The organism is Streptomyces sp. NPDC057543, assembly GCF_042801895.1.
Lineage (GTDB): Bacteria > Actinomycetota > Actinomycetes > Streptomycetales > Streptomycetaceae > Streptomyces.
Window position 1 is genome coordinate 1 of the sequence record NZ_JBHVFF010000183.1, and the last position, 17,450, is coordinate 17,450.

Below are 17,450 nucleotides of genomic sequence, written 5' to 3' on the forward strand. Positions count from 1 at the left end.
GGTTCGGCTCGTCCGGCGTCCGAGTGCGGGGGGTTGTGCCCAGAACTCGGGGTAATGCCCGGAGCTGGGGTCAAGCCCAGAGCTGGCCGTGCAGGGTTTTGATGGCCGCTTCCGTCGTGGGGGCCGTGTAGACGCCCGTCGACAGGTACTTCCAGCCGCCGTCGGCGACGACGAAGACGATGTCGGCCGACTCCCCCGCCTTGACGGCCTTGTTTCCGACGCCGATCGCGGCGTGGAGTGCGGCGCCGGTGGAGACGCCCGCGAAGATGCCCTCCTGCTGGAGGAGTTCGCGGGTGCGGGTGACGGCGTCCGCCGAGCCGACGGAGAAGCGGGTGGTGAGGACCGAGGCGTCGTAGAGCTCGGGGACGAAGCCCTCGTCGAGGTTGCGGAGCCCGTAGACGAGGTCGTCGTAGCGGGGCTCGGCGGCGACGATCTTGACGTCCGGCTTGTGCTCGCGCAGGTAGCGGCCGACGCCCATGAGTGTGCCGGTGGTGCCGAGGCCGGCCACGAAGTGGGTGACGGACGGGAGGTCGGTGAGGATCTCCGGGCCGGTGGTGGCGTAGTGGGCGCCCGCGTTGTCCGGGTTGCCGTACTGGTAGAGCATGACCCAGTCGGGGTGCTCGGCGGCCAGCTCCTTGGCGACGCGTACGGCGGTGTTGGAGCCGCCCGCCGCCGGGGAGGAGATGATCTCGGCGCCCCACATGGCGAGCAGGTCGCGCCGTTCCTGGGAGGTGTTCTCCGGCATGACGCACACGATGCGGTAGCCCTTGAGCTTGGCCGCCATGGCGAGCGAGATGCCGGTGTTGCCGCTGGTGGGTTCCAGGATGGTGCAGCCGGGGGTCAACCGGCCGTCCTTCTCGGCCTGTTCGACCATGTGGAGCGCGGGGCGGTCCTTGATCGAGCCGGTGGGGTTGCGGTCCTCCAGCTTGGCCCAGATGCGGACGTCGTCCGACGGTGACAGCCGCGGCAGGCGGACGAGCGGGGTGTTGCCCACTGCGGCGAGCGGGCTGTCGTAGCGCATCAGTTCATGCCGCCGGCGACGGCCGGGAGGATGGTGACGTTGTCGCCGTCGCTGAGCTTGGTCGAGATGCCGTCGAGGAAGCGGACGTCCTCGTCGTTGAGGTAGACGTTCACGAAGCGGCGGAGTTCGTTCCCGTCGACGATGCGCTCACGGATGCCGTTGTGGCGGCTGTCCAGGTCCGTGAAGAGGTCGGCGAGGGTGTCTCCGTTGCCCTCGACGGTCTTGGCGCCGTCGGTGTAGGTGCGGAGGATGGTCGGGATGCGGACCTCGATGGCCATGGCGTGGGCTCCTGTCGAAAGCGGATCGAAGCGGAGGGGTGGCGTGGGGCGCGCGGCTCTGCCCCCGCGCGCGGGGGTCGGTGCGTGACGCATGGGTGTACGCGGTGCCGCGAGCCCGGCTCAGGCCTTGCGGCCGGCGGGCAGGCGGCACGTACAGATCGCGCTGGAGAGCCTGCACAGGTCGACGTGCAGCCGCGCGACGAGCAGCGTGCCCGGCGTCCTGTCGCTCACGTCATGGGGAACCATGCGGTCATCGTATCGATTCCCGGTGCCCGATCTGGAGTGTGATCCCACCTGATGGATGGTGGGCGTTCGATGGGTGGACAGAGCCGTGGTGGACGGGACCTCGGTGCAGCCGGTCCCGTCCGCCCGGTGGCGTGCCGGGTCGGGCGATGTGGCGAGGTCAGGCGGGTTCGTACGCCTCGACGACCTCGACGTCCTCCTCGGTGATCTCACCGTCCACGATCCGGTAGGAGCGGAACTGGAAGGGGCCCTGGTCGTCGGTGTCCGCGGTGGAGACGAGGACGTAGTGGGCACCGGGTTCGTTGGCGTAGGTGACGTCGGTGCGGGAGGGGTATGCCTCGGTCGCGGTGTGGGAGTGGTAGATGATCACCGGCTCCTCGTCGCGGTCGTCCAGTTCGCGGTAGAGCTTGAGGAGGTCGGCCGAGTCGAACTCGTAGAAGGTGGGCGAGCGGGCGGCGTTGAGCATGGGGATGAACCGTTCGGCGCGGCCGGTTCCGGCCGGGCCCGCGACCACGCCGCACGCCTCGTCGGGGTGGTCGGCGCGGGAGTGCGCGACGATCTGGTCGTAGAGCGCCTGGGTGATGGTCAGCATGGCGCCAGGATAGGCATGCGGCCCCGTGCGTACCGAGGGGTGGTACGCAGCGGCCCGCATGGTGGACGCGACCGTTGGGGCGGCCGGTACGGCGGGGTGGCTCGACGGTGGGTCGGGGGCTCGTCCGCGGGTGGTCTCAGCTCTTCCCGAAGGCCTTGTTCTCGGGGTTGCGGGCCTTGAGCACCACGTACGAGACGCCGAGCAGGAGCGCCCAGAGCGGGGCGCAGTACAGCGAGATCCTGGTGTCCTTGTCGATGCCCATCATCACGATGACCACGCCGATGAAGGCCAGTGCGAAGACGCTGGTGTACGGGGCACCGGGGGCCCGGAACGTGGACCGCGGGAGCACGCCGCGGTCGGCGAGGCCGCGGTAGCGGATCTGGCAGAAGAGGATCATGATCCAGGCCCACATGCCGGAGATGGTGGCGAAGGAGACGACGTAGGTGAAGGCGTCGCCGGGCCACTGGTAGTTGATCCAGACGCCGACGAGCATCAGGGAGGCGGAGAAGGTGGTGCCGATGAGCGGGGTGCCGCTCCCGGTGAGCCGGGTGAAGAACTGCGGGCCCTGACCGTTGAGCGCGAGGTCGCGGAGCATGCGCCCGGTGGAGTACATGCCGGAGTTGCAGGAGGAGAGGGCCGCGGTCAGCACGACGAAGTTGACGATTCCGGCGCCGACGACCAGGCCCATTTCCTCGAACGCGGCGACGAACGGTGAGATGCCGGGCTTGAACGCGGTCCACGGGACCACGGAGAGGATCATGACGAGGGCGCCGACGTAGAAGACGGCGATGCGCCACGGCACTGTGTTGATGGCCTTGGGCAGGACGGTCTTCGGGTCCTTGGACTCACCCGCGGTGACGCCGACGAGTTCCACGGCGAGGAAGGCGAACATCACGATCTGCAGGGTCATCAGGGTGCCCTTGATTCCGTGCGGGAAGAAGCCGCCGTCGGCCCAGAGGTGGGTGACGGACGCGGTGTCCCCGGCGTCGGAGAAGCCGAGGGTGAGAATCCCGGCGCAGATGAGGATCATGCCGACGATGGCGGTCACCTTGACCATCGAGAACCAGAATTCGAGTTCCCCGAAGAGCTTTACGGAGATCAGGTTCACGCCGTACAGGATGACCGTGAAGATCAGTGCCGAGACCCATTGCGGAATGGAGAACCAGAACGTCATGTACTGGGCGGCCGCGGTGACTTCGGTGATTCCGGTGACGACCCAGAACAGCCAGTAGGTCCAGCCGGTGACAAAGCCGGCGAAGGGGCCGATGAATTCGCGGGCGTACTCCGAGAAGGAGCCCGACACCGGTCGGTACATGAGGAGTTCACCCAGGGCGCGCATGATGAAGAAGATCACGAGACCCGCGACGGCATAAGCCAGGACGAGACTGGGTCCGGCTTTCGAGATCGCCTTTCCCGCGCCGAGGAAGAGGCCGGTTCCGATGGCTCCGCCGATGGCGATCATCTGGATCTGCCGGGCGCCGAGGGCCCGCCGGTACCCCTCGCCCGCCGGGCCGGCGTCCGTGACCGCCGCGGCCGGCCGGCCGTCCTGCCCTTCGTCCACCTGCGCCGATGTCATGTGTCGCGCCTTTCTCCCCGCCAGTCCGCGCCGTGCCCTTGGGAACAGGGTCGGTGTCCCCGGGCGACCGTGAACACTTGTCGGAGGCAGACGGGTGACGCACCGGACGTGATCCGGCCTACGTCACGGGAAAACGAACGGGGATTTCCGGTCGCCACGAAGGTGACCGTTCAGGTGACGCGTACGCCCATGGTGTGCACGAACACCCGTCGCGCAGCCTCGGGACATCCATGCGGAACTACGGGACTACGGGACTACGGGACTGTGGAACCGCTACGGCATCAGGGTTTCCACGAGGGTTTCCTGGAGCGCGCCGAGCCAGAGATAGGCCATGACCATCGGCTTGCGCGGATCGCTGTCGGGCAGCCGGTAGAGGGAGCCGGCCTCTCCCTCGTCGTCGTCGGTGACCTCCAGGCGGGTGCCGATGGTCAGCCGGAGATCGTTGAGGGCGCCGAGCCAGTTGCGGCATTCGTCGGCGGAGAGCGTGAGTACGGCGCCTTCGTCCCCCTCGGCCGTGAGGGCGTCCAGGGTGCGTACGACCGTGAGGGTGTCCTCGCGCTTGCGGGCGCGCAGATCGTTCTCGGTGAAGCGGCGGAACTCGGCGGACGCGGCGCGCACCTCGGTGTCCTCGTCGCCGTACGCCTCGGGGAAGAGGCGGGCCAGGGCGGGGTCGGCGGGCGGTTTGCTGGGCCCCTCGGCGAAGAGCGCGGCGAGCGGGTCCTCACCCTCGGCGGGTTCGTCGCCGGGGCCGATCAGTTCCAGCAGCTGGACGGCGAGGGAGCGCAGGATCGCGATCTCCACCTCGTCGAGCGCGACGGCCGCGCCGCCGTCGGGGGTGGCCTTGAAGTGGCCGGCCATGGGTTCTCTCCGATGGTGGGTCGGGCGGGGCAGAGGAGGATCGGACCGGCCCGGCACTCCTACGGGCACACCTGGCCGGTCACGGCACTAGTTGCGGTCCTGGGTGAGGGTGGCCCACAGTCCGTAGCCGTGCATGGCCTGGACGTCGCGTTCCATCTCCTCGCGGCTGCCGCTGGAGACCACGGCACGGCCCTTGTGGTGGACGTCCAGCATCAGCTTGTGGGCCTTGTCCTTGGAGTAGCCGAAGTAGGCCTGGAAGACATAGGTCACGTAGCTCATGAGGTTGACCGGGTCGTTGTGGACCAGCGTCACCCAGGGGACGTCGGGCTCGGGGACGACGCGGCTGTCCTCGGCCGATTCGGGACGCTCGATCTCAGTAGGGGCGACGCTCACCCACCCCATGCTGCCACCCGGGAGGGGTCATCGCACAAACGACCCGAGATCTCGTCACTCTGACGACATAGGGGTAGCATCCGGAACATGAACTCTGCGGACCTTGGGCGACGGGTCGGTGTGCCGTCGACCGCCCTCTTCACCGACCAGTACGAGCTCACGATGGTGCAGGCCGCACTGAAGGCCGGTACGGCCGAGCGGCACTCGGTCTTCGAGGCGTTCACCCGGCGGCTGCCGGAGGGGCGGCGCTACGGTGTCGTCGCGGGCATCGGACGGGTGCTGGACGCGGTGGAGAACTTCCACTTCGACGACGAGATGCTCACTTTCCTGCGCGAACAGGACGTCGTCGACGGGCCCACGCTCGCCTGGCTGGCCGACTACCGCTTCAGCGGTGACATCTGGGGATACCCGGAGGGCGAGGTGTACTTCCCCGGCTCGCCCATCCTGCGGGTAGAGGGCTCCTTCGCCGAGTGCGTGCTGCTGGAGACGGTGATCCTGTCGATCCTCAACCACGACTCGGCGATCGCCGCCGCGGCGTCGCGGATGTCCGCCGCCGCGGGCGGCCGCGGACTGATCGAGATGGGTGCACGGCGCACCCATGAGCTGTCGGCGGTGGCCTCGGCGCGCGCCGCGTACATCGGCGGCTTCGACACCACCTCCGACCTGGCCGCGGGCTTCCGCTACAACATCCCGACCGTCGGGACGAGCGCCCACGCCTTCACACTGCTCCACGACACCGAGCGCGACGCGTTCCGGGCGCAGGTGGACTCGCTGGGCCGGGGCACGACGCTGCTGGTCGACACGTACGACGTCGCCGAGGCGGTCCGTACGGCGGTCGAGATCGCCGGGACGGAGCTGGGCGCGGTACGGATCGACTCCGGGGACCTGCTGCTGGTCGCGCACCGGGTGCGGCAGCAGCTGGACGAGCTGGGCGCCACCGGGACGAAGATCGTGGTGACGTCCGACCTGGACGAGTACGCGATCGCCTCGCTGGCCGCCGCCCCGGTCGACGCGTACGGGGTGGGCACGCAGCTGGTGACCGGCAGCGGGCAGCCGACCTGCTCGATGGTCTACAAGATGGTCGCCCGCGCCACATCCGCCGACCCCGCGGAGCCGCTGCGGGCGGTCGCCAAGAAGTCGCTCAGCTCGAAGTCGTCGGTGGGCGGTCGCAAGTGGGCGGCGCGCCGGCTGGACGAGAACGGGGTGGCCGAGGCGGAGGTGATCGGCACCGGTCCCGTACCGGCGGAGCTGGCCGAGCGGCAGCTGCTGGTCGAGCTGGTCAGGGGCGGTGAGGTGATCGCCCGCGAGCCGTTGGACGCGGCGCGCGAGCGGCACATGGTGGCGCGGGCGGGGCTGCCGATGTCAGCGATGCAGCTGTCCCGCGGGGAGCCCGTCATTCCCACGGAGTACATCTGACGGAGCCGGGAACGGGGACGGGGCGGGTGAGCGGGAAAGAGGGGGTGCGGCCGGCGCCGTTCGATGGCCGGTTCGTCCCCGATCGCCGGAATCACCTCGGACGCTTGATTACGTCCCCTCCCGAAGCCGCTCCCGAGTCTCTAGGCTCGAATATGCCCCCCATGACCGCCGACCGTCCCCCACCGAAGGACACCCGCCATGCATCGCGCCTTGATCGTCGTGGACGTTCAGAACGACTTCTGCGAGGGCGGCAGTCTCGCCGTGGCGGGGGGCTCCGATGTCGCCGCCGCCATCACCGACCTGATCGGGGAGGCCCAGGCCGGGTACCGCCATGTGGTGGCCACCCGTGACCACCACATCGACCCGGGCAGCCACTTCTCCGACCAGCCGGACTTCGAGTACTCCTGGCCGCCGCACTGCGTCGCCGGTACGGAGGGGGTGGGCTTCCACCCGAATTTCGCCCCTGCGGTCGCGTCGGGGGCGATCGACGCGGTGTTCGACAAGGGGGCCTACGCCGCGGCGTACAGCGGCTTCGAGGGCCTCGACGAGAACGGCGTCGGGCTGGCGGACTGGCTGCGGGACCGCAGGGTCACCGAGGTCGACGTGGTCGGCATCGCGACCGACCACTGCGTACGGGCGACGGCGCTGGACGCGGTCCGGGCGGGCTTCACCACGCATGTGCTGCTCGACCTGACCGCGGGGGTCGCCGAGGCGACCACGGACCGGGCGCTGGAGGAGCTCCGCAGGGTGGGCGTGAAGCTCTCCGGCAAGCCGGTGGTGTAAGAACCTCACGACCCGCGCCGCCCGCGCCCCACGGCGTCTCACGCCGGGCGGCGGGTGGGTACGGCCCGAATGCCCGGCACGGACGATCCGGCCGGTACGGCGGGTACGGCCGACGCGGCGGGTACGGCCGAGCGGAGCAGCGCGCGGATCGGGTGCCAGAGCTCCTGGGCCCGCTCCGGTCTCGCTCGCCAGAGCACCCCGTCCGGGTGGTGCAGCACGGCGGTGATCTCGTCCGGGGTGGGTGGCTCGGCGTTGCCTCGAAGGTAGACGGCGCGCAGGCCCAGATTGCGCAGCCGGGTCAGCGCGCGGGCCCGGTTGGCCGCGTGCACCAGGACCCGGATCGGGGCGCCCGGACCCGCTCCGTCCGTCGGGCCTGTCAGGGTGATCGCGACGACCACACTGCCGTTCGGCAACTTGCTGAACCCTCCGCCTGCCATGTCCGCGCTCCCCCGTGAGACGTCGTGTCAATAAGGATCTGAACAAGACGCACCTAAACACGATCGGCCGCCGCCCGCTAGAGGGCGACGGCCGATCAAGCTCTGACCTGCGGTGATGCTGGATTACTTGTGCGAGGCCCCGACCTTGACGATCATCGCCGAGCCGTCGTTCGGCTCGCTGACGACCGTGATCCGAGTGTTCGTGTCAGAGACCTGAACACTTCCGGTCTTGTTCTCCGCGTACCAGTAGGTTCCCTTGTGGTCGTCGAAGACCGGGATGCCGGGCTGCGACTTGATCTGCACCGGCACGTCGGCGCTGTGCAGCGTGAAGCCGTCGGTCGCGTGCCGGCTGAAGGGCGCGTCGAAGGGCTGGATCTTGTTGCGGATGACCGTGCCGTCCGCCCACTTCAGCGGCTTGGCGTGCGCGTCGATCGGCAGGATCAGGCCCTTGCCCGGGTGGGTGGAGACGTTGTTGTCCTTCTGGGAGGTGTCCCACTGCCAGATGAGCAGACCGGTCTGGTACGGGTAGTGCTCGACCCAGTCCGGACGCGTCTTGGAGAAGCCGAAGTTGTACGGGCCGACCTTGAGGGTCTGGTCGTAGCTGACGTACTGGCGGTTCTCCGCGATGTAGTACTGCGGGTAGTTCTTGGTGAACGACTCGCCGACGCGGGAGAAGCCCTTGGCGGTCCAGCCGTTGTCGTCGCCCTCGGCGTTGTCCGAGAAGATCACGGCACCGTCGGCGGTGACCGAGATGGTGTCGGCCGCGAAGCCGATACCGCCCGCGCCGCCGTCGGTGGCGTACCGGAAGCGGATGTCGATCTTCTTGCCCGCGTAGGCGTCCAGCGGGTAGGAGAGCTGCTGGTACTTGCCGGAGACGTCGGTCAGGGCCGGCTTGTCACTGGCGTCGCGCGGGATCGCCTTGCCGTCGGCCGTGCCGTCGATCGCGGTCCAGCTGGTGCCACCGTTCTCCGACACCTCGGTGTAGAGGTAGTCGTAGTCCTTCTCGATGTCCCAGAAGCCCGCGAGGTCCAGGGAGGCCTTGGACTTGCCGGTCAGGTCGACCGAGCGGGAGAGGGTGTTGTTCAGGTTGTCGCCCATGTCGCTCCACCACTGCTTGGAGCCCTCGGCGGGCTTCGTGACAGGGGTGGTGACGGGCTTGTCGGGCAGCGTGACGACGAGCGCCTGCTTGTCCTTGGTGTTGTACTCGGACACGCCCAGCTTGTGGGTGGAGTTCGTCGCGGCCTTGGCCTCGGCGTAGTTGAGCCAGCCAAGCTGGAGCTTGTCCCAGGCGGTCATGTCGCCGGGCAGGTCACCGATCTGGTTCTTGCCGGTGCCGAGCCAGGAGCCGGCCGACATCAGGGACCAGAAACCGACCGAGTTCTCGGCGCGGTTGGTGGTGTCGTACAGGTCGGGCAGGCCCAGGTCGTGGCCGTACTCGTGGGCGAAGACGCCCAGGCCGCCGTTCTCGGGCTGCGCGGTGTAGTCGCCGACCCAGAGGCCGGTGTCACCGATCTGGGTGCCGCCCGCCTTGTTGCCGGCCGGGCCGGTCGCGCCGACGTCGGTGCCGTACGCGTACCAGCGGTGCGCCCAGATGGCGTTCGTGCCCTCGACGCCGCCGCCCGCCGACTCGTCCTCACCGGCGTGGACGATCTGGAAGTGGTCGATGTAGCCGTCGGGCTCGTTGAAGTCGCCGTCGTTGTCGTAGTCGTAACGGTCCCACTGGTCGTACTGCGCGAGGTCCGTCTTGATCTGCTCGGGTGTGCGGCCCTTGGCCTTCTGGTCGGCGGCCCAGGCGTTCACGCCGTCCTTGATCATGTCCCAGGCGTTGGCACAGTTGGTCGAGCCGCAGTAGTTGGACCCGTAACGGGCCTCGTTGTACGGCACCTTGACCCAGTCGGAGACCTCGCCGTCGACCGAGTAGCGCCCGGAGGACGTCTTCTCGTAGTACGTCTTCAGCGAGTTCTTGCCGGCGCCCGTACCGAAGTAGAGGTCCTGGAAGTGCGCCTGGTTGTAGTCGGCCTGCCAGGCGGTGCTGTTGTCCTTCTTGGGGTCCGGCTTGGCTATCTGGTTGTGCGCCGGGCCGGGCGTGCCGCCGTACTTCGGAACGGCCGGCGCGGGGCCGTCGCCGTCCGGGTCGAACATGGTCGTGTTGTCGACCTTGTCGCCGAACTCGACCAGGATCGTGAAGATCTTGTCGGTCTTCTCGCGGCCGAGTTCGACGTACTTCTTGTCGTCGAGCCTGACGACCTTGGAGCCGCCCCGCGTCGTCACCTTCTTGTCGCCGGCCATGACCTGCTCCAGGGCGGCCTGACGCTGAGCGTCCTGCTGCTTGCTGAAGGGGCCCTGCAGGTCGTGCGAGTCGCCCTTGGCCGAACCCGGATCGCGGCGCTCGGCCACGGGGGCCTTCGCCCCCGATACGTGGTCATCTGCCTGGGCTGTGGCGAAAGCTGACGCCGTAGCGGCAGTCGCGGCCATGGCCACGACAACCGCAGCGGCGCGAAGCGCCCGTCTGTGAGTGGTCACTTGATGCAGTCCTCCCCGGCGCCCGCGGCTGCGGCCTGGCGTGGTGTGGAGGGGCCGCGCGCGGATACGCGTCACAAGTGACGACATTCGACCGGAGTTACGAGAGAAAAGACAGATCTTGACTTGAACAGACCAAGTGCACTATGCAGGAGCGCATCTCCGCTATCCGAACGTTCCCCGTGCGGGCAACCGGCGCGTCATAGCCGAGGGTTGAAGCACGGAATGACTCCGTGCGCCCCCCGTGCACCGGTACCGTGGGTTAGGTGATGCTTACTACCGGTTCCGCTCGGGCATCCACCGTCGTAGAGTCGCTCGACAGTGCGACCGTGTCGAGAGACTGCCCATCCGATGCCCCGAGGACGGATACCGCCATGCCGCGTATCACTGCCGCACAGCTCTCCTACGGTTCGGTCACCGTCGTCTTCTCGACCCTCGCGATGCTGCTGCTCTCCCGTACGGGTCCGGGCCTCGGCGTCGCCGTCATCGGGACCGCGGCGCTCGCGCTCGGCCTGCTGGTGGCCGTGACCGTACCCCACCCGTCCCGGGCGAAAACAGCGAAGTCCGCGAAGGCCGGGGCCGCAGCACGTACGAACCACGATCCGGTCTCCGCCGCCGTCGAGGCCGAGGGCCTCGCCCGCGACGGCGCCCGGGCCCCGATCCCGCAGGCCCGCACGGCCGGACAGCGCGCCGCGGCGCGGGTGGACGAGCTGATGGGCGAGCATTCCCTGCGGCGCTGAATACGAATACGGCCTCGGTCTCCGTACGGGCTCGGTCATCGAGCCCGTACGGGGACCGAGGCAGTACGGGGACCGAGGCAGTACGGAGACCGAGGCAGTACGGAAACCTGGGCAGCAGGCGTGGCAGCACCTCAGTCGGTCTGGACGACCACCGTCTTCGCCGCCTTGTCGTGAAGGCCCTGCCGGTACGGCTTGTCCGTGAACATGAGCACGATGTTGATCAGCCACCACAGGCACGGGCAGCACAGCAGCGCCGGCAGCCACAGCACCACGCCGCGCAGGAACGCCGACCCCGTGTCCGGCACCCGTCCGTCGTTGAGCATCGCGACCCGCAGCTTCAGCAGCCGCTTGCCGATGGTCCGGCCGTCCTTGTGCGTGAAGTACGTGTCGTACGCGACGTAGACCACCAGCCCGATCAGCGACCAGAGCAGTTGGTGCCCGCTGTACGTCTGGTTGAAGACATTGCCGACACCGTTGTTGCTGCTGTTGTCGTTCATCTCGACCGCACCACCCCACGGCAGCGAGATCAGATACAGCGGGATCGAGATGATCAGCAAGTCGATCAGCCTGGCCAGAATCCGCTTGCCGGGCTCGCCCAGCGGCGGCATGCCGGCCAGCGGATCCACACCCCCGTACGGGCCGCCGCCGTAGGCATCGCGATCGTACGGCGGCGGAGGCCCCGCCGGAGGAGGCGGCGGGGCGCCCCCGGGGGGCGAGCCCGACGACGGTCCCTGCGGCCCTTGCGGCCCCTGAGGCCCCTGCGGCCCCTCCGGTCCTTGAGACCCCTGAGGCTTCTTGAGGAACGGGTCTTCCTCGGGCGGCTGACCGGACGTCGGCTGATCGTTGCTCATGGGGGCAGTGCACCCCGGCCCGGGGGTGCCCGCAACGGCTCAGGTGCGTTCGGGGGAACAGGCCGGTCTTCGCGGAGCTCACCCGATGGGCCGTCAGCCGGAGGAGTGCCTTCCGCGGGCCGGGGGCGGAGTCAGTCGGCGACGAAGGTGCGCGCCGCCTTGTCGTGCCAGCACTGGCGCCACGGCCGGTCGAACAGGCACCACAGCACGTTGAGCACCCCGACCACCAGGACGCCCAGCAGGCCGTAGACCAGCCAGCGGCGCAGCGCGGCGGCGAAGGACGGAGTCTCGTGGGACTCGATGTCCCGCACGTCGAGTCCGCAGAGCTTCTTGCCGAGCGTACGGCCCCACTTCGCGGTCGGCAGCGCCTCCAGCAGCACACCGAGCACGAGGAACGCGCCGAGCACCGCACCGAACAGACCGGCCGTGGTGGAGTCCACCAGCCAGACGGTGACCGTCTCACCGGACAGCTTCGCCGCGTTGATCTTCTCGTCGATGTGGTCCATCGCCCGCGAGAGGAGCGGGAAGCCGATGGCTCCGACGAGTGCGCCCAGCACGACCGTGTCGACGAGTCGCGCGGCGAACCGCTTCCCGAGCCCGGCGGGCCTGGCCGACGCCTGGGCCTGCGCGAGCCGCTGGAAGGGGTCGTCGACCGGGGGCTTCCAGGGCACGACGGGCTGATCCGGCTGCCCACCCTGCGCACCGAACTGGGGGTGGGGTTGCTGGGACTGGTGAGTCCGGGGCTGTGGTTGGTGAGTCTGTGGCTGGGGGCGCGCTTCCTGGTCGGGCTGGGCGAGCTGGTGGACCTGCTGCGCCCAGGGGGTGGCACCGCCGGGGCCGGGAGCGGGGTTCGGAGAGGGGATGGGGGCGGGCGCGGGAGCGGCGGTTTGCGCGGGGGGCTGGGCCGCCGTGTGCGGCGGTGTCTGCGCGGGGGCGCCGGGGCCGATCGCACGGATCGCCATCGTCCCGTCCGCGGGAGCCTGTTCCGTCGACCGGGAAGCGGGTGCGCGGCCCGGGCGGTCGACCCGGATCGCGACGGTGTTCTCGGGGGTCCGGCCGCCGCCGTCGCGCATGGCGGGCAGCGCACCGCCCGTCGGGTCCGGCGAAGCCGGCCGACGCGGGTCCGCGGGGGCACGGTCGGCGGGTGTCCGGCCCGCGGGGGCACGGTCGGCCGGGACCGGGTCGGCCGGGGCACGGACCGCGGGGACACGGTCGGCGGGTGTGCGGTCCGCGGGCGTACGCGGATCCTGTCCGGACTCCGCCGCCGAGCCGGACTCCGGCGCCGACGCCCCGCCCTGACCGCGTTGCCGCCCCGGCTCGACCTGCCGGCCCTGAGCGCCCTGCCCGCCCGGCTCGCTCTGTGTACCGGGCTGCCCGGTGCCGCCCCAGGAGACCCGTCGGTCGCGTTCGCCGCCGAAGCCGGTCTGCCGGGAGGCGTCGGCCTGCCAGGCGGTGGCTGGTTCCGGTTGGTTGTCCGCGTGCGGCTCCTCGTCGAGGTAGACCGGACCCGTCTCGTCCACCGGCGCGGGCGCCGCGACCGACGGCTGCGGGCTCGGCTGCGGTTCGGCCGCCGCTCCCGCGGGCGAACCGGGCATCGGCTCGCCCTGCTGCGGGGCGGGCCGACTCGTGCCGGGAACCCACGAAGCGCCGTTCCAGTACCGGACATATCCGGGAATGGACGGGTCGGGGTAGTACCCCTCATGGGGGCTTTCGTCACCGGGTGCCGGGGTTGGGGCGCTCATCACCGTGGTCCCGTATCTCTTCGAGGCCTCAATACAACGGGTCCACATCTATCAGACGCCCGCCCGTCCCCGGGCCGGTCCAGGGGTTTGGACCACTTTCCGGTCACCCGGAAATTTTTTCCGGAAGTCGCGTCATGGTTGGCGTGGAGGGCGCTCTCTCCCTGTGCGGACCGGTCGCGGAACCGGCCCACAGGCACCGAAAGGACGCACTCATGCACACCGTCGTAAAGCGCGAACTGGAGCTCAAGCTGGTTCTGTCGCCCGAGCGCAGCATCCCCGTCCCTGCCCGGCTGACGTACCTCACGGAGGATCCGTACGCCGTGCACATCGCCTTTCACATCGGCTCCGACTTCCCCGTCCACTGGACGTTCGCCCGCGATCTGCTCGTCGAAGGCGTGTTCCGGCCGTGCGGTCACGGGGACGTGCGGATCTGGCCGACCAAGGTCGACCGGCGCAACGTCCTCTTCGTGGCGCTGACTTCGCCCGACGGCGACGCCCTGCTGGAGGTACCGTCCGCCACCGTGGCCGCCTGGTTGGAGCGGACCCTGCGGCTGGTTCCGCCGGGTACGGAGACCGAGCGGCTCGGCATGGACGAAGGTCTCGCCGAGCTGCTCGCGCCGCTGCCGGCCGACGACCTGTGGCTCAGCGACCCGTGGTGGCCGGACGAATCGCAGGACGGCAACGCATGAGCCCGCGCGGCCAGAGGCACGGGCGCGGATACGGGCGCGGGCGCGGCAATGGCCCCGGACACGGAAATGGACGCAGGCGTGGACGCGTCCGCCGTCACCCGTCAGCCGTCACCCGTCAGCCGTCAGCCGTCAGCCGTCAGAACACCTTGCCCGGGTTGAGTAGCCCCAGCGGGTCGAAGGCCTGTTTGATGCCCCGGTGCAGTTCTACGCTCACCTCACCGAGCTCGCGCGCGAGCCACTCCTTCTTCAGTACGCCGACGCCGTGTTCACCCGTGATCGTGCCGCCGAGTTCCAGGCCGAGCCCCATGATCTCGTCGAAGGATTCACGGGCCCGCCGGGACTCGTCGACGTCGGTGTGGTCGAAACAGACGACGGGGTGGGTGTTGCCGTCGCCCGCGTGCGCGCAGACGCCGATGGTGAGGCCGTACTTCTCGGCAATGGCGGCGGTGCCTGCGAGCATCGCGCCGAGCTTCGAGCGCGGTACGCAGACGTCGTCGATCATTGTGGCCGACTTGACGGTCTCCAGCGCGGTGAGCGACATCCGCCGGGCCTGGAGCAGCATTTCGGACTCGGCGGCATCCTGCGCCGGGACCACCTCGGTGGCGCCCGCGGCGGTGCACAGCTCGCCCACGGCGGCCAGGTCCGCCGACGGGTCCGGGGTGTCGAAGGCGGCGAGCAGGAGCGCCTCGGTGGTGTCGGGCAGGCCCATGTTGGCCATCTTGTTGACGGCGCGGATCGTCGTACGGTCCATCAGTTCGAGGAGTGACGGAGTGTGACCGCGCTCCATGATCCGGCAGATCGCGTCGCACGCGGTCGCCGCGCTCGGGAACTCGGCGGCCAGCACCAGTTGCTGCGGCGGCCGGGGCTTCAACGCGAGCACGGCCTTCACGACGATGCCGAGGCTGCCCTCCGAGCCGACGAAGAGCCGGGTGAGGTCGTATCCCGCGACGCCCTTCGCGGTACGGCGGCCGGTGGTGAGCAGGCGCCCGTCGGCGAGGACGACCTCCAGGCCGAGCACGTACTCGGCGGTGACCCCGTACTTCACGCAGCACAGCCCGCCGGACGCGGTGCCGATGTTGCCTCCGATGGTGCACATCTCCCAGCTGGAGGGGTCCGGCGGGTAGTACAGACCGTGCTCGTCGACCGCCCGCGAAAGCACCGCGTTGACGACACCGGGCTCGACGACCGCGATCCGGTCGACCGGGTTGATCTCCAGGATCCGGTCCATCTTCACGAGGGACAGCACGATGCAGCCGTCGGAGGCGTTGGCCGCGCCCGACAGACCGGTACGGGCGCCCTGCGGGACGACCGGGACGCGCAGGGCCGTTGCCGTGCGCATGATGTGCTGGACCTGCTCGACGGTGCGCGGGAGCACGACGACGGCGGGCGTGCCCGCCTCGCAGAAGCTCGCCATGTCGCGGGCGTACGAGACAGTGACATCCGGATCGGCGATCAGGGCCTCGGCCGGCAGCCCCGCACGCAGTTGCTCGAGCAGTCCATTCATGATGCAAGCGTGGCACCCGGGCCCATTGGTGTGAACCCGTCTGCGGCAGCCTTCGCAAGGCGCGGTGTGCTCTTCGTACTGACGCAGAGTGATCGGCATGGATGTCATGCCGCAGCAGCCCCCAGAGTCCGTCGATTCGACGAAGCCTCCCCCTGACTCTCCCCTCGATCCCGCAGGAACCGACCCCGTACCCAGGGACCCGGCGCCCCTGGACCCGGCATCCCCGGACCCGGCATCCCTGGACCCGGCATCCCCGGACCCGGCATCCGTGGACCCGGCATCCGTGGACCCGGCGCCGCTGGACCCGGCGTCGTCGGCCGAGCTGCCGCCCCTCTCGCTGCGTACGACGCTGCGCAGGGCGGCCATGGGTGTGGTGGCGGGTGCGGTGCTGGTGACGGGTGCGGTGGTGGCCGTGCCGGAGGACGAGAAGAAGACCGCGCCGCCGCCCGCTCCGGGTCCGGTGTCGCGTGCCCTGAAGGCGTCGGACATGGGCTATCCCGCCTCACTCTCCGATCTGACGGCGCTGATCGGGGACCGGCAGCAGTGGGTGGGTACGCATCCTGCCGACGCGAAGTCGTGGGCGCTGCTGGGCACGGCCTTCCTGGAGTGGGGGCAGCGGTCCGCGGACGAGGCCTACTTCGGCCGGGCCGAGGAGGCGCTGAAACGCTCGCTGAACGTCGAGCCGGGTGAGAACGGGAACACGGCGGCCTGGGTGGGACTCGCGACGCTCGCCAATGCCCGCCGCGACTTCGCCCTGGCGAAGAAGTGGGGCGAGACGGTACGGGCGCGGCAGCCGAAGCAGTGGACGGTGTACCCGGCGCTGATCGACGCGTACAACGGCCTCGGCGACTACAAGGCCTCGCGCACGGCGGTGGAGCAGTTCGCGGAGCTCCGCCCCGGCGCCGCGGCGCTCCTGCGGACGGCGCGGATGTACCGGGACCGCGGCTGGCGCGAGAACGCGCTGGCGGACGCGCAGGACGCGGCGGACCGGGCCACCACGCCGGCGCAGAAGGCGGAGTCCCTGCATCTGCTGGGCGAACTGGCCTGGGAGCGGGGCGAACCCGAGGAGGCGATCACGCAGTACAGCGCGGCACTGCGGACCGACCGCGACCACTATGCGTCGCTCGCGGGCCGGGCCACGGCGCTGACGGCGCTCGGCCGTACGGACGAGGCGGAACGCGACTTCAAGGCGGCGCTGGCCGGCCTGCCCCGGCCCGAATACCTGCTGGAACTGGGCGAGTTGTACGAGTCGCTGGGCCGGGACGAGGATGCCCGAAGCCAGTACGCGCAGCTCCGCGAGGCGCTCGCGCGGGGCGGCGGCCAGGGCGTGGACAACGCGCTCCTGCGCGGCCGTTTCGAGGCCGCTCACGGGGATCCGGAGGCGGCGGTGAAGGTGCTGAAGGCGGAGTGGGCCCGGCAGCATCGCAGCGCGGCGATGGCGGACGCGCTGGGTTGGGCGCTGCACCTGTCCGGCGACTCGTCCGGTGCCCTGCCCTACGCGACGCGTGCGGTCGCCGCGGGGGGACGGATCGCCTCGTACGCGTCCCACCTGGGCGCGATCCAGCAAGCGTTGAAGGACTACGGTCCGGCGCGCCTCAATCTGACGGAGGCCCTGCGCATCAACCCGCACTTCTCACCGCTGGAGGGCACGGCGGCCAAGGAGGCCCTGGACCTGCTGGGCGGCCCTCCGGCGGGCGGTCCGCCGGGCATGGCGCCCGCGAAGCCGCAGCCCGCTCCACCGGCGCCGGGTCGTCGCTGACGGCGGCCGATCGGTCCAGTCGCCGGAGGGCCCGCGATGCGCGGGCCC

17 protein-coding genes are annotated in these 17,450 nt (G+C 70.0%); 5 read left to right on the forward strand and 12 right to left on the reverse strand.

Annotation, left to right across the window (positions count from 1 at the left end; all coding sequences use genetic code 11):
• Nucleotides 1-70 precede the first annotated feature (70 nt).
• From ACFU8Q_RS26740 to clpS, 7 genes are all read right to left on the reverse strand, one after another.
• Nucleotides 71-1,021: a PLP-dependent cysteine synthase family protein gene (locus tag ACFU8Q_RS26740; protein WP_384458226.1), complete on the reverse strand. Its 951-nt coding sequence runs from the start codon at nucleotides 1,019-1,021 to the stop codon at nucleotides 71-73.
• Nucleotides 1,021-1,299, reverse strand: a complete 279-nt coding sequence (locus tag ACFU8Q_RS26745; protein ID WP_384458228.1) for a MoaD family protein — start codon at nucleotides 1,297-1,299, stop codon at nucleotides 1,021-1,023. Before ACFU8Q_RS26745 ends, ACFU8Q_RS26740 begins: the two co-directional genes overlap by 1 nt.
• A gap of 120 nt (nucleotides 1,300-1,419) precedes the next feature.
• Entirely contained in the window at nucleotides 1,420-1,545 is a 126-nt protein-coding gene (locus ACFU8Q_RS26750; protein ID WP_384458230.1) for a putative leader peptide, read from the reverse strand.
• 157 nt (nucleotides 1,546-1,702) lie between these two features.
• Complete coding sequence (locus ACFU8Q_RS26755) at nucleotides 1,703-2,134, reverse strand: Mov34/MPN/PAD-1 family protein (protein WP_384458232.1); 432 nt, start codon at nucleotides 2,132-2,134, stop codon at nucleotides 1,703-1,705.
• 136 nt (nucleotides 2,135-2,270) lie between these two features.
• Nucleotides 2,271-3,710 carry an amino acid permease gene (locus ACFU8Q_RS26760; RefSeq protein ID WP_384458234.1) on the reverse strand — a complete coding sequence of 480 codons (1,440 nt, stop codon included), beginning with the start codon at nucleotides 3,708-3,710 and terminating at the stop codon, nucleotides 2,271-2,273.
• A 273-nt stretch (nucleotides 3,711-3,983) separates the two neighbouring features.
• Nucleotides 3,984-4,568, reverse strand: a complete 585-nt coding sequence (locus ACFU8Q_RS26765) for a DUF2017 domain-containing protein (protein WP_384458236.1) — start codon at nucleotides 4,566-4,568, stop codon at nucleotides 3,984-3,986.
• Between the two features lie 87 nt (nucleotides 4,569-4,655).
• Entirely contained in the window at nucleotides 4,656-4,970 is a 315-nt protein-coding gene (gene clpS, locus ACFU8Q_RS26770; RefSeq protein WP_266746437.1) for an ATP-dependent Clp protease adapter ClpS, read from the reverse strand.
• 78 nt (nucleotides 4,971-5,048) lie between these two features.
• On the opposite strand from clpS, the gene ACFU8Q_RS26775 reads away from it, so the two are divergent.
• The gene (locus ACFU8Q_RS26775; RefSeq protein ID WP_384458238.1) at nucleotides 5,049-6,377 is read left to right on the forward strand and encodes a nicotinate phosphoribosyltransferase; all 1,329 of its coding nucleotides are present in this window, start codon (nucleotides 5,049-5,051) and stop codon (nucleotides 6,375-6,377) included.
• 198 nt (nucleotides 6,378-6,575) lie between these two features.
• A complete protein-coding gene (locus ACFU8Q_RS26780) occupies nucleotides 6,576-7,160 on the forward strand; it encodes an isochorismatase family protein (RefSeq protein ID WP_384458241.1) in 585 nt (194 codons plus the stop codon).
• A gap of 38 nt (nucleotides 7,161-7,198) precedes the next feature.
• Here the strand turns inward: ACFU8Q_RS26780 and ACFU8Q_RS26785 are convergent, their stop codons facing one another.
• Both ACFU8Q_RS26785 and ACFU8Q_RS26790 read right to left on the reverse strand, forming a co-directional pair.
• Complete coding sequence (locus ACFU8Q_RS26785; protein WP_384458243.1) at nucleotides 7,199-7,597, reverse strand: hypothetical protein; 399 nt, start codon at nucleotides 7,595-7,597, stop codon at nucleotides 7,199-7,201.
• 123 nt (nucleotides 7,598-7,720) lie between these two features.
• Complete coding sequence (locus tag ACFU8Q_RS26790; RefSeq protein WP_384458245.1) at nucleotides 7,721-10,120, reverse strand: immune inhibitor A domain-containing protein; 2,400 nt, start codon at nucleotides 10,118-10,120, stop codon at nucleotides 7,721-7,723.
• A 371-nt stretch (nucleotides 10,121-10,491) separates the two neighbouring features.
• Here ACFU8Q_RS26790 and ACFU8Q_RS26795 point away from each other — a divergent pair, with 371 nt between their 5' ends.
• Nucleotides 10,492-10,857 carry a hypothetical protein gene (locus tag ACFU8Q_RS26795; RefSeq protein ID WP_384458247.1) on the forward strand — a complete coding sequence of 122 codons (366 nt, stop codon included), beginning with the start codon at nucleotides 10,492-10,494 and terminating at the stop codon, nucleotides 10,855-10,857.
• 131 nt (nucleotides 10,858-10,988) lie between these two features.
• Here the strand turns inward: ACFU8Q_RS26795 and ACFU8Q_RS26800 are convergent, their stop codons facing one another.
• Together ACFU8Q_RS26800 and ACFU8Q_RS26805 are read right to left on the reverse strand one after the other, a co-directional pair.
• Entirely contained in the window at nucleotides 10,989-11,708 is a 720-nt protein-coding gene (locus tag ACFU8Q_RS26800) for an RDD family protein (RefSeq protein WP_384458249.1), read from the reverse strand.
• Nucleotides 11,709-11,839: 131 nt separating this feature from the next.
• Nucleotides 11,840-13,450: an RDD family protein gene (locus ACFU8Q_RS26805; protein ID WP_384458251.1), complete on the reverse strand. Its 1,611-nt coding sequence runs from the start codon at nucleotides 13,448-13,450 to the stop codon at nucleotides 11,840-11,842.
• 212 nt (nucleotides 13,451-13,662) lie between these two features.
• Here ACFU8Q_RS26805 and ACFU8Q_RS26810 point away from each other — a divergent pair, with 212 nt between their 5' ends.
• Nucleotides 13,663-14,139: an SsgA family sporulation/cell division regulator gene (locus ACFU8Q_RS26810; RefSeq protein WP_384458253.1), complete on the forward strand. Its 477-nt coding sequence runs from the start codon at nucleotides 13,663-13,665 to the stop codon at nucleotides 14,137-14,139.
• A 136-nt stretch (nucleotides 14,140-14,275) separates the two neighbouring features.
• On the opposite strand, the gene ACFU8Q_RS26815 is transcribed toward ACFU8Q_RS26810, so the two are convergent.
• A complete protein-coding gene (locus ACFU8Q_RS26815) occupies nucleotides 14,276-15,643 on the reverse strand; it encodes an FAD-binding oxidoreductase (RefSeq protein WP_384458255.1) in 1,368 nt (455 codons plus the stop codon).
• Nucleotides 15,644-15,740: 97 nt separating this feature from the next.
• Here ACFU8Q_RS26815 and ACFU8Q_RS26820 point away from each other — a divergent pair, with 97 nt between their 5' ends.
• Nucleotides 15,741-17,402, forward strand: a complete 1,662-nt coding sequence (locus ACFU8Q_RS26820) for a tetratricopeptide repeat protein (RefSeq protein ID WP_384458257.1) — start codon at nucleotides 15,741-15,743, stop codon at nucleotides 17,400-17,402.
• Nucleotides 17,403-17,450: the final 48 nt, after the last annotated feature.

Bases quoted from the DNA above. Each gene is read 5' to 3' on its own strand.
- ACFU8Q_RS26740 (WP_384458226.1), bottom strand. From the start codon at position 1,021: ATGCGCTACGACAGCCCGCTCGCCGCAGTGGGCAACACCCCGCTCGTC.
- ACFU8Q_RS26745 (WP_384458228.1), bottom strand. From the start codon at position 1,299: ATGGCCATCGAGGTCCGCATCCCGACCATCCTCCGCACCTACACCGAC.
- ACFU8Q_RS26750 (WP_384458230.1), bottom strand. From the start codon at position 1,545: ATGGTTCCCCATGACGTGAGCGACAGGACGCCGGGCACGCTGCTCGTC.
- ACFU8Q_RS26755 (WP_384458232.1), bottom strand. From the start codon at position 2,134: ATGCTGACCATCACCCAGGCGCTCTACGACCAGATCGTCGCGCACTCC.
- ACFU8Q_RS26760 (WP_384458234.1), bottom strand. From the start codon at position 3,710: ATGACATCGGCGCAGGTGGACGAAGGGCAGGACGGCCGGCCGGCCGCG.
- ACFU8Q_RS26765 (WP_384458236.1), bottom strand. From the start codon at position 4,568: ATGGCCGGCCACTTCAAGGCCACCCCCGACGGCGGCGCGGCCGTCGCG.
- clpS (WP_266746437.1), bottom strand. From the start codon at position 4,970: ATGGGGTGGGTGAGCGTCGCCCCTACTGAGATCGAGCGTCCCGAATCG.
- ACFU8Q_RS26775 (WP_384458238.1), top strand. From the start codon at position 5,049: ATGAACTCTGCGGACCTTGGGCGACGGGTCGGTGTGCCGTCGACCGCC.
- ACFU8Q_RS26780 (WP_384458241.1), top strand. From the start codon at position 6,576: ATGCATCGCGCCTTGATCGTCGTGGACGTTCAGAACGACTTCTGCGAG.
- ACFU8Q_RS26785 (WP_384458243.1), bottom strand. From the start codon at position 7,597: ATGGCAGGCGGAGGGTTCAGCAAGTTGCCGAACGGCAGTGTGGTCGTC.
- ACFU8Q_RS26795 (WP_384458247.1), top strand. From the start codon at position 10,492: ATGCCGCGTATCACTGCCGCACAGCTCTCCTACGGTTCGGTCACCGTC.
- ACFU8Q_RS26800 (WP_384458249.1), bottom strand. From the start codon at position 11,708: ATGAGCAACGATCAGCCGACGTCCGGTCAGCCGCCCGAGGAAGACCCG.
- ACFU8Q_RS26805 (WP_384458251.1), bottom strand. From the start codon at position 13,450: ATGAGCGCCCCAACCCCGGCACCCGGTGACGAAAGCCCCCATGAGGGG.
- ACFU8Q_RS26810 (WP_384458253.1), top strand. From the start codon at position 13,663: ATGCACACCGTCGTAAAGCGCGAACTGGAGCTCAAGCTGGTTCTGTCG.
- ACFU8Q_RS26815 (WP_384458255.1), bottom strand. From the start codon at position 15,643: ATGAATGGACTGCTCGAGCAACTGCGTGCGGGGCTGCCGGCCGAGGCC.
- ACFU8Q_RS26820 (WP_384458257.1), top strand. From the start codon at position 15,741: ATGGATGTCATGCCGCAGCAGCCCCCAGAGTCCGTCGATTCGACGAAG.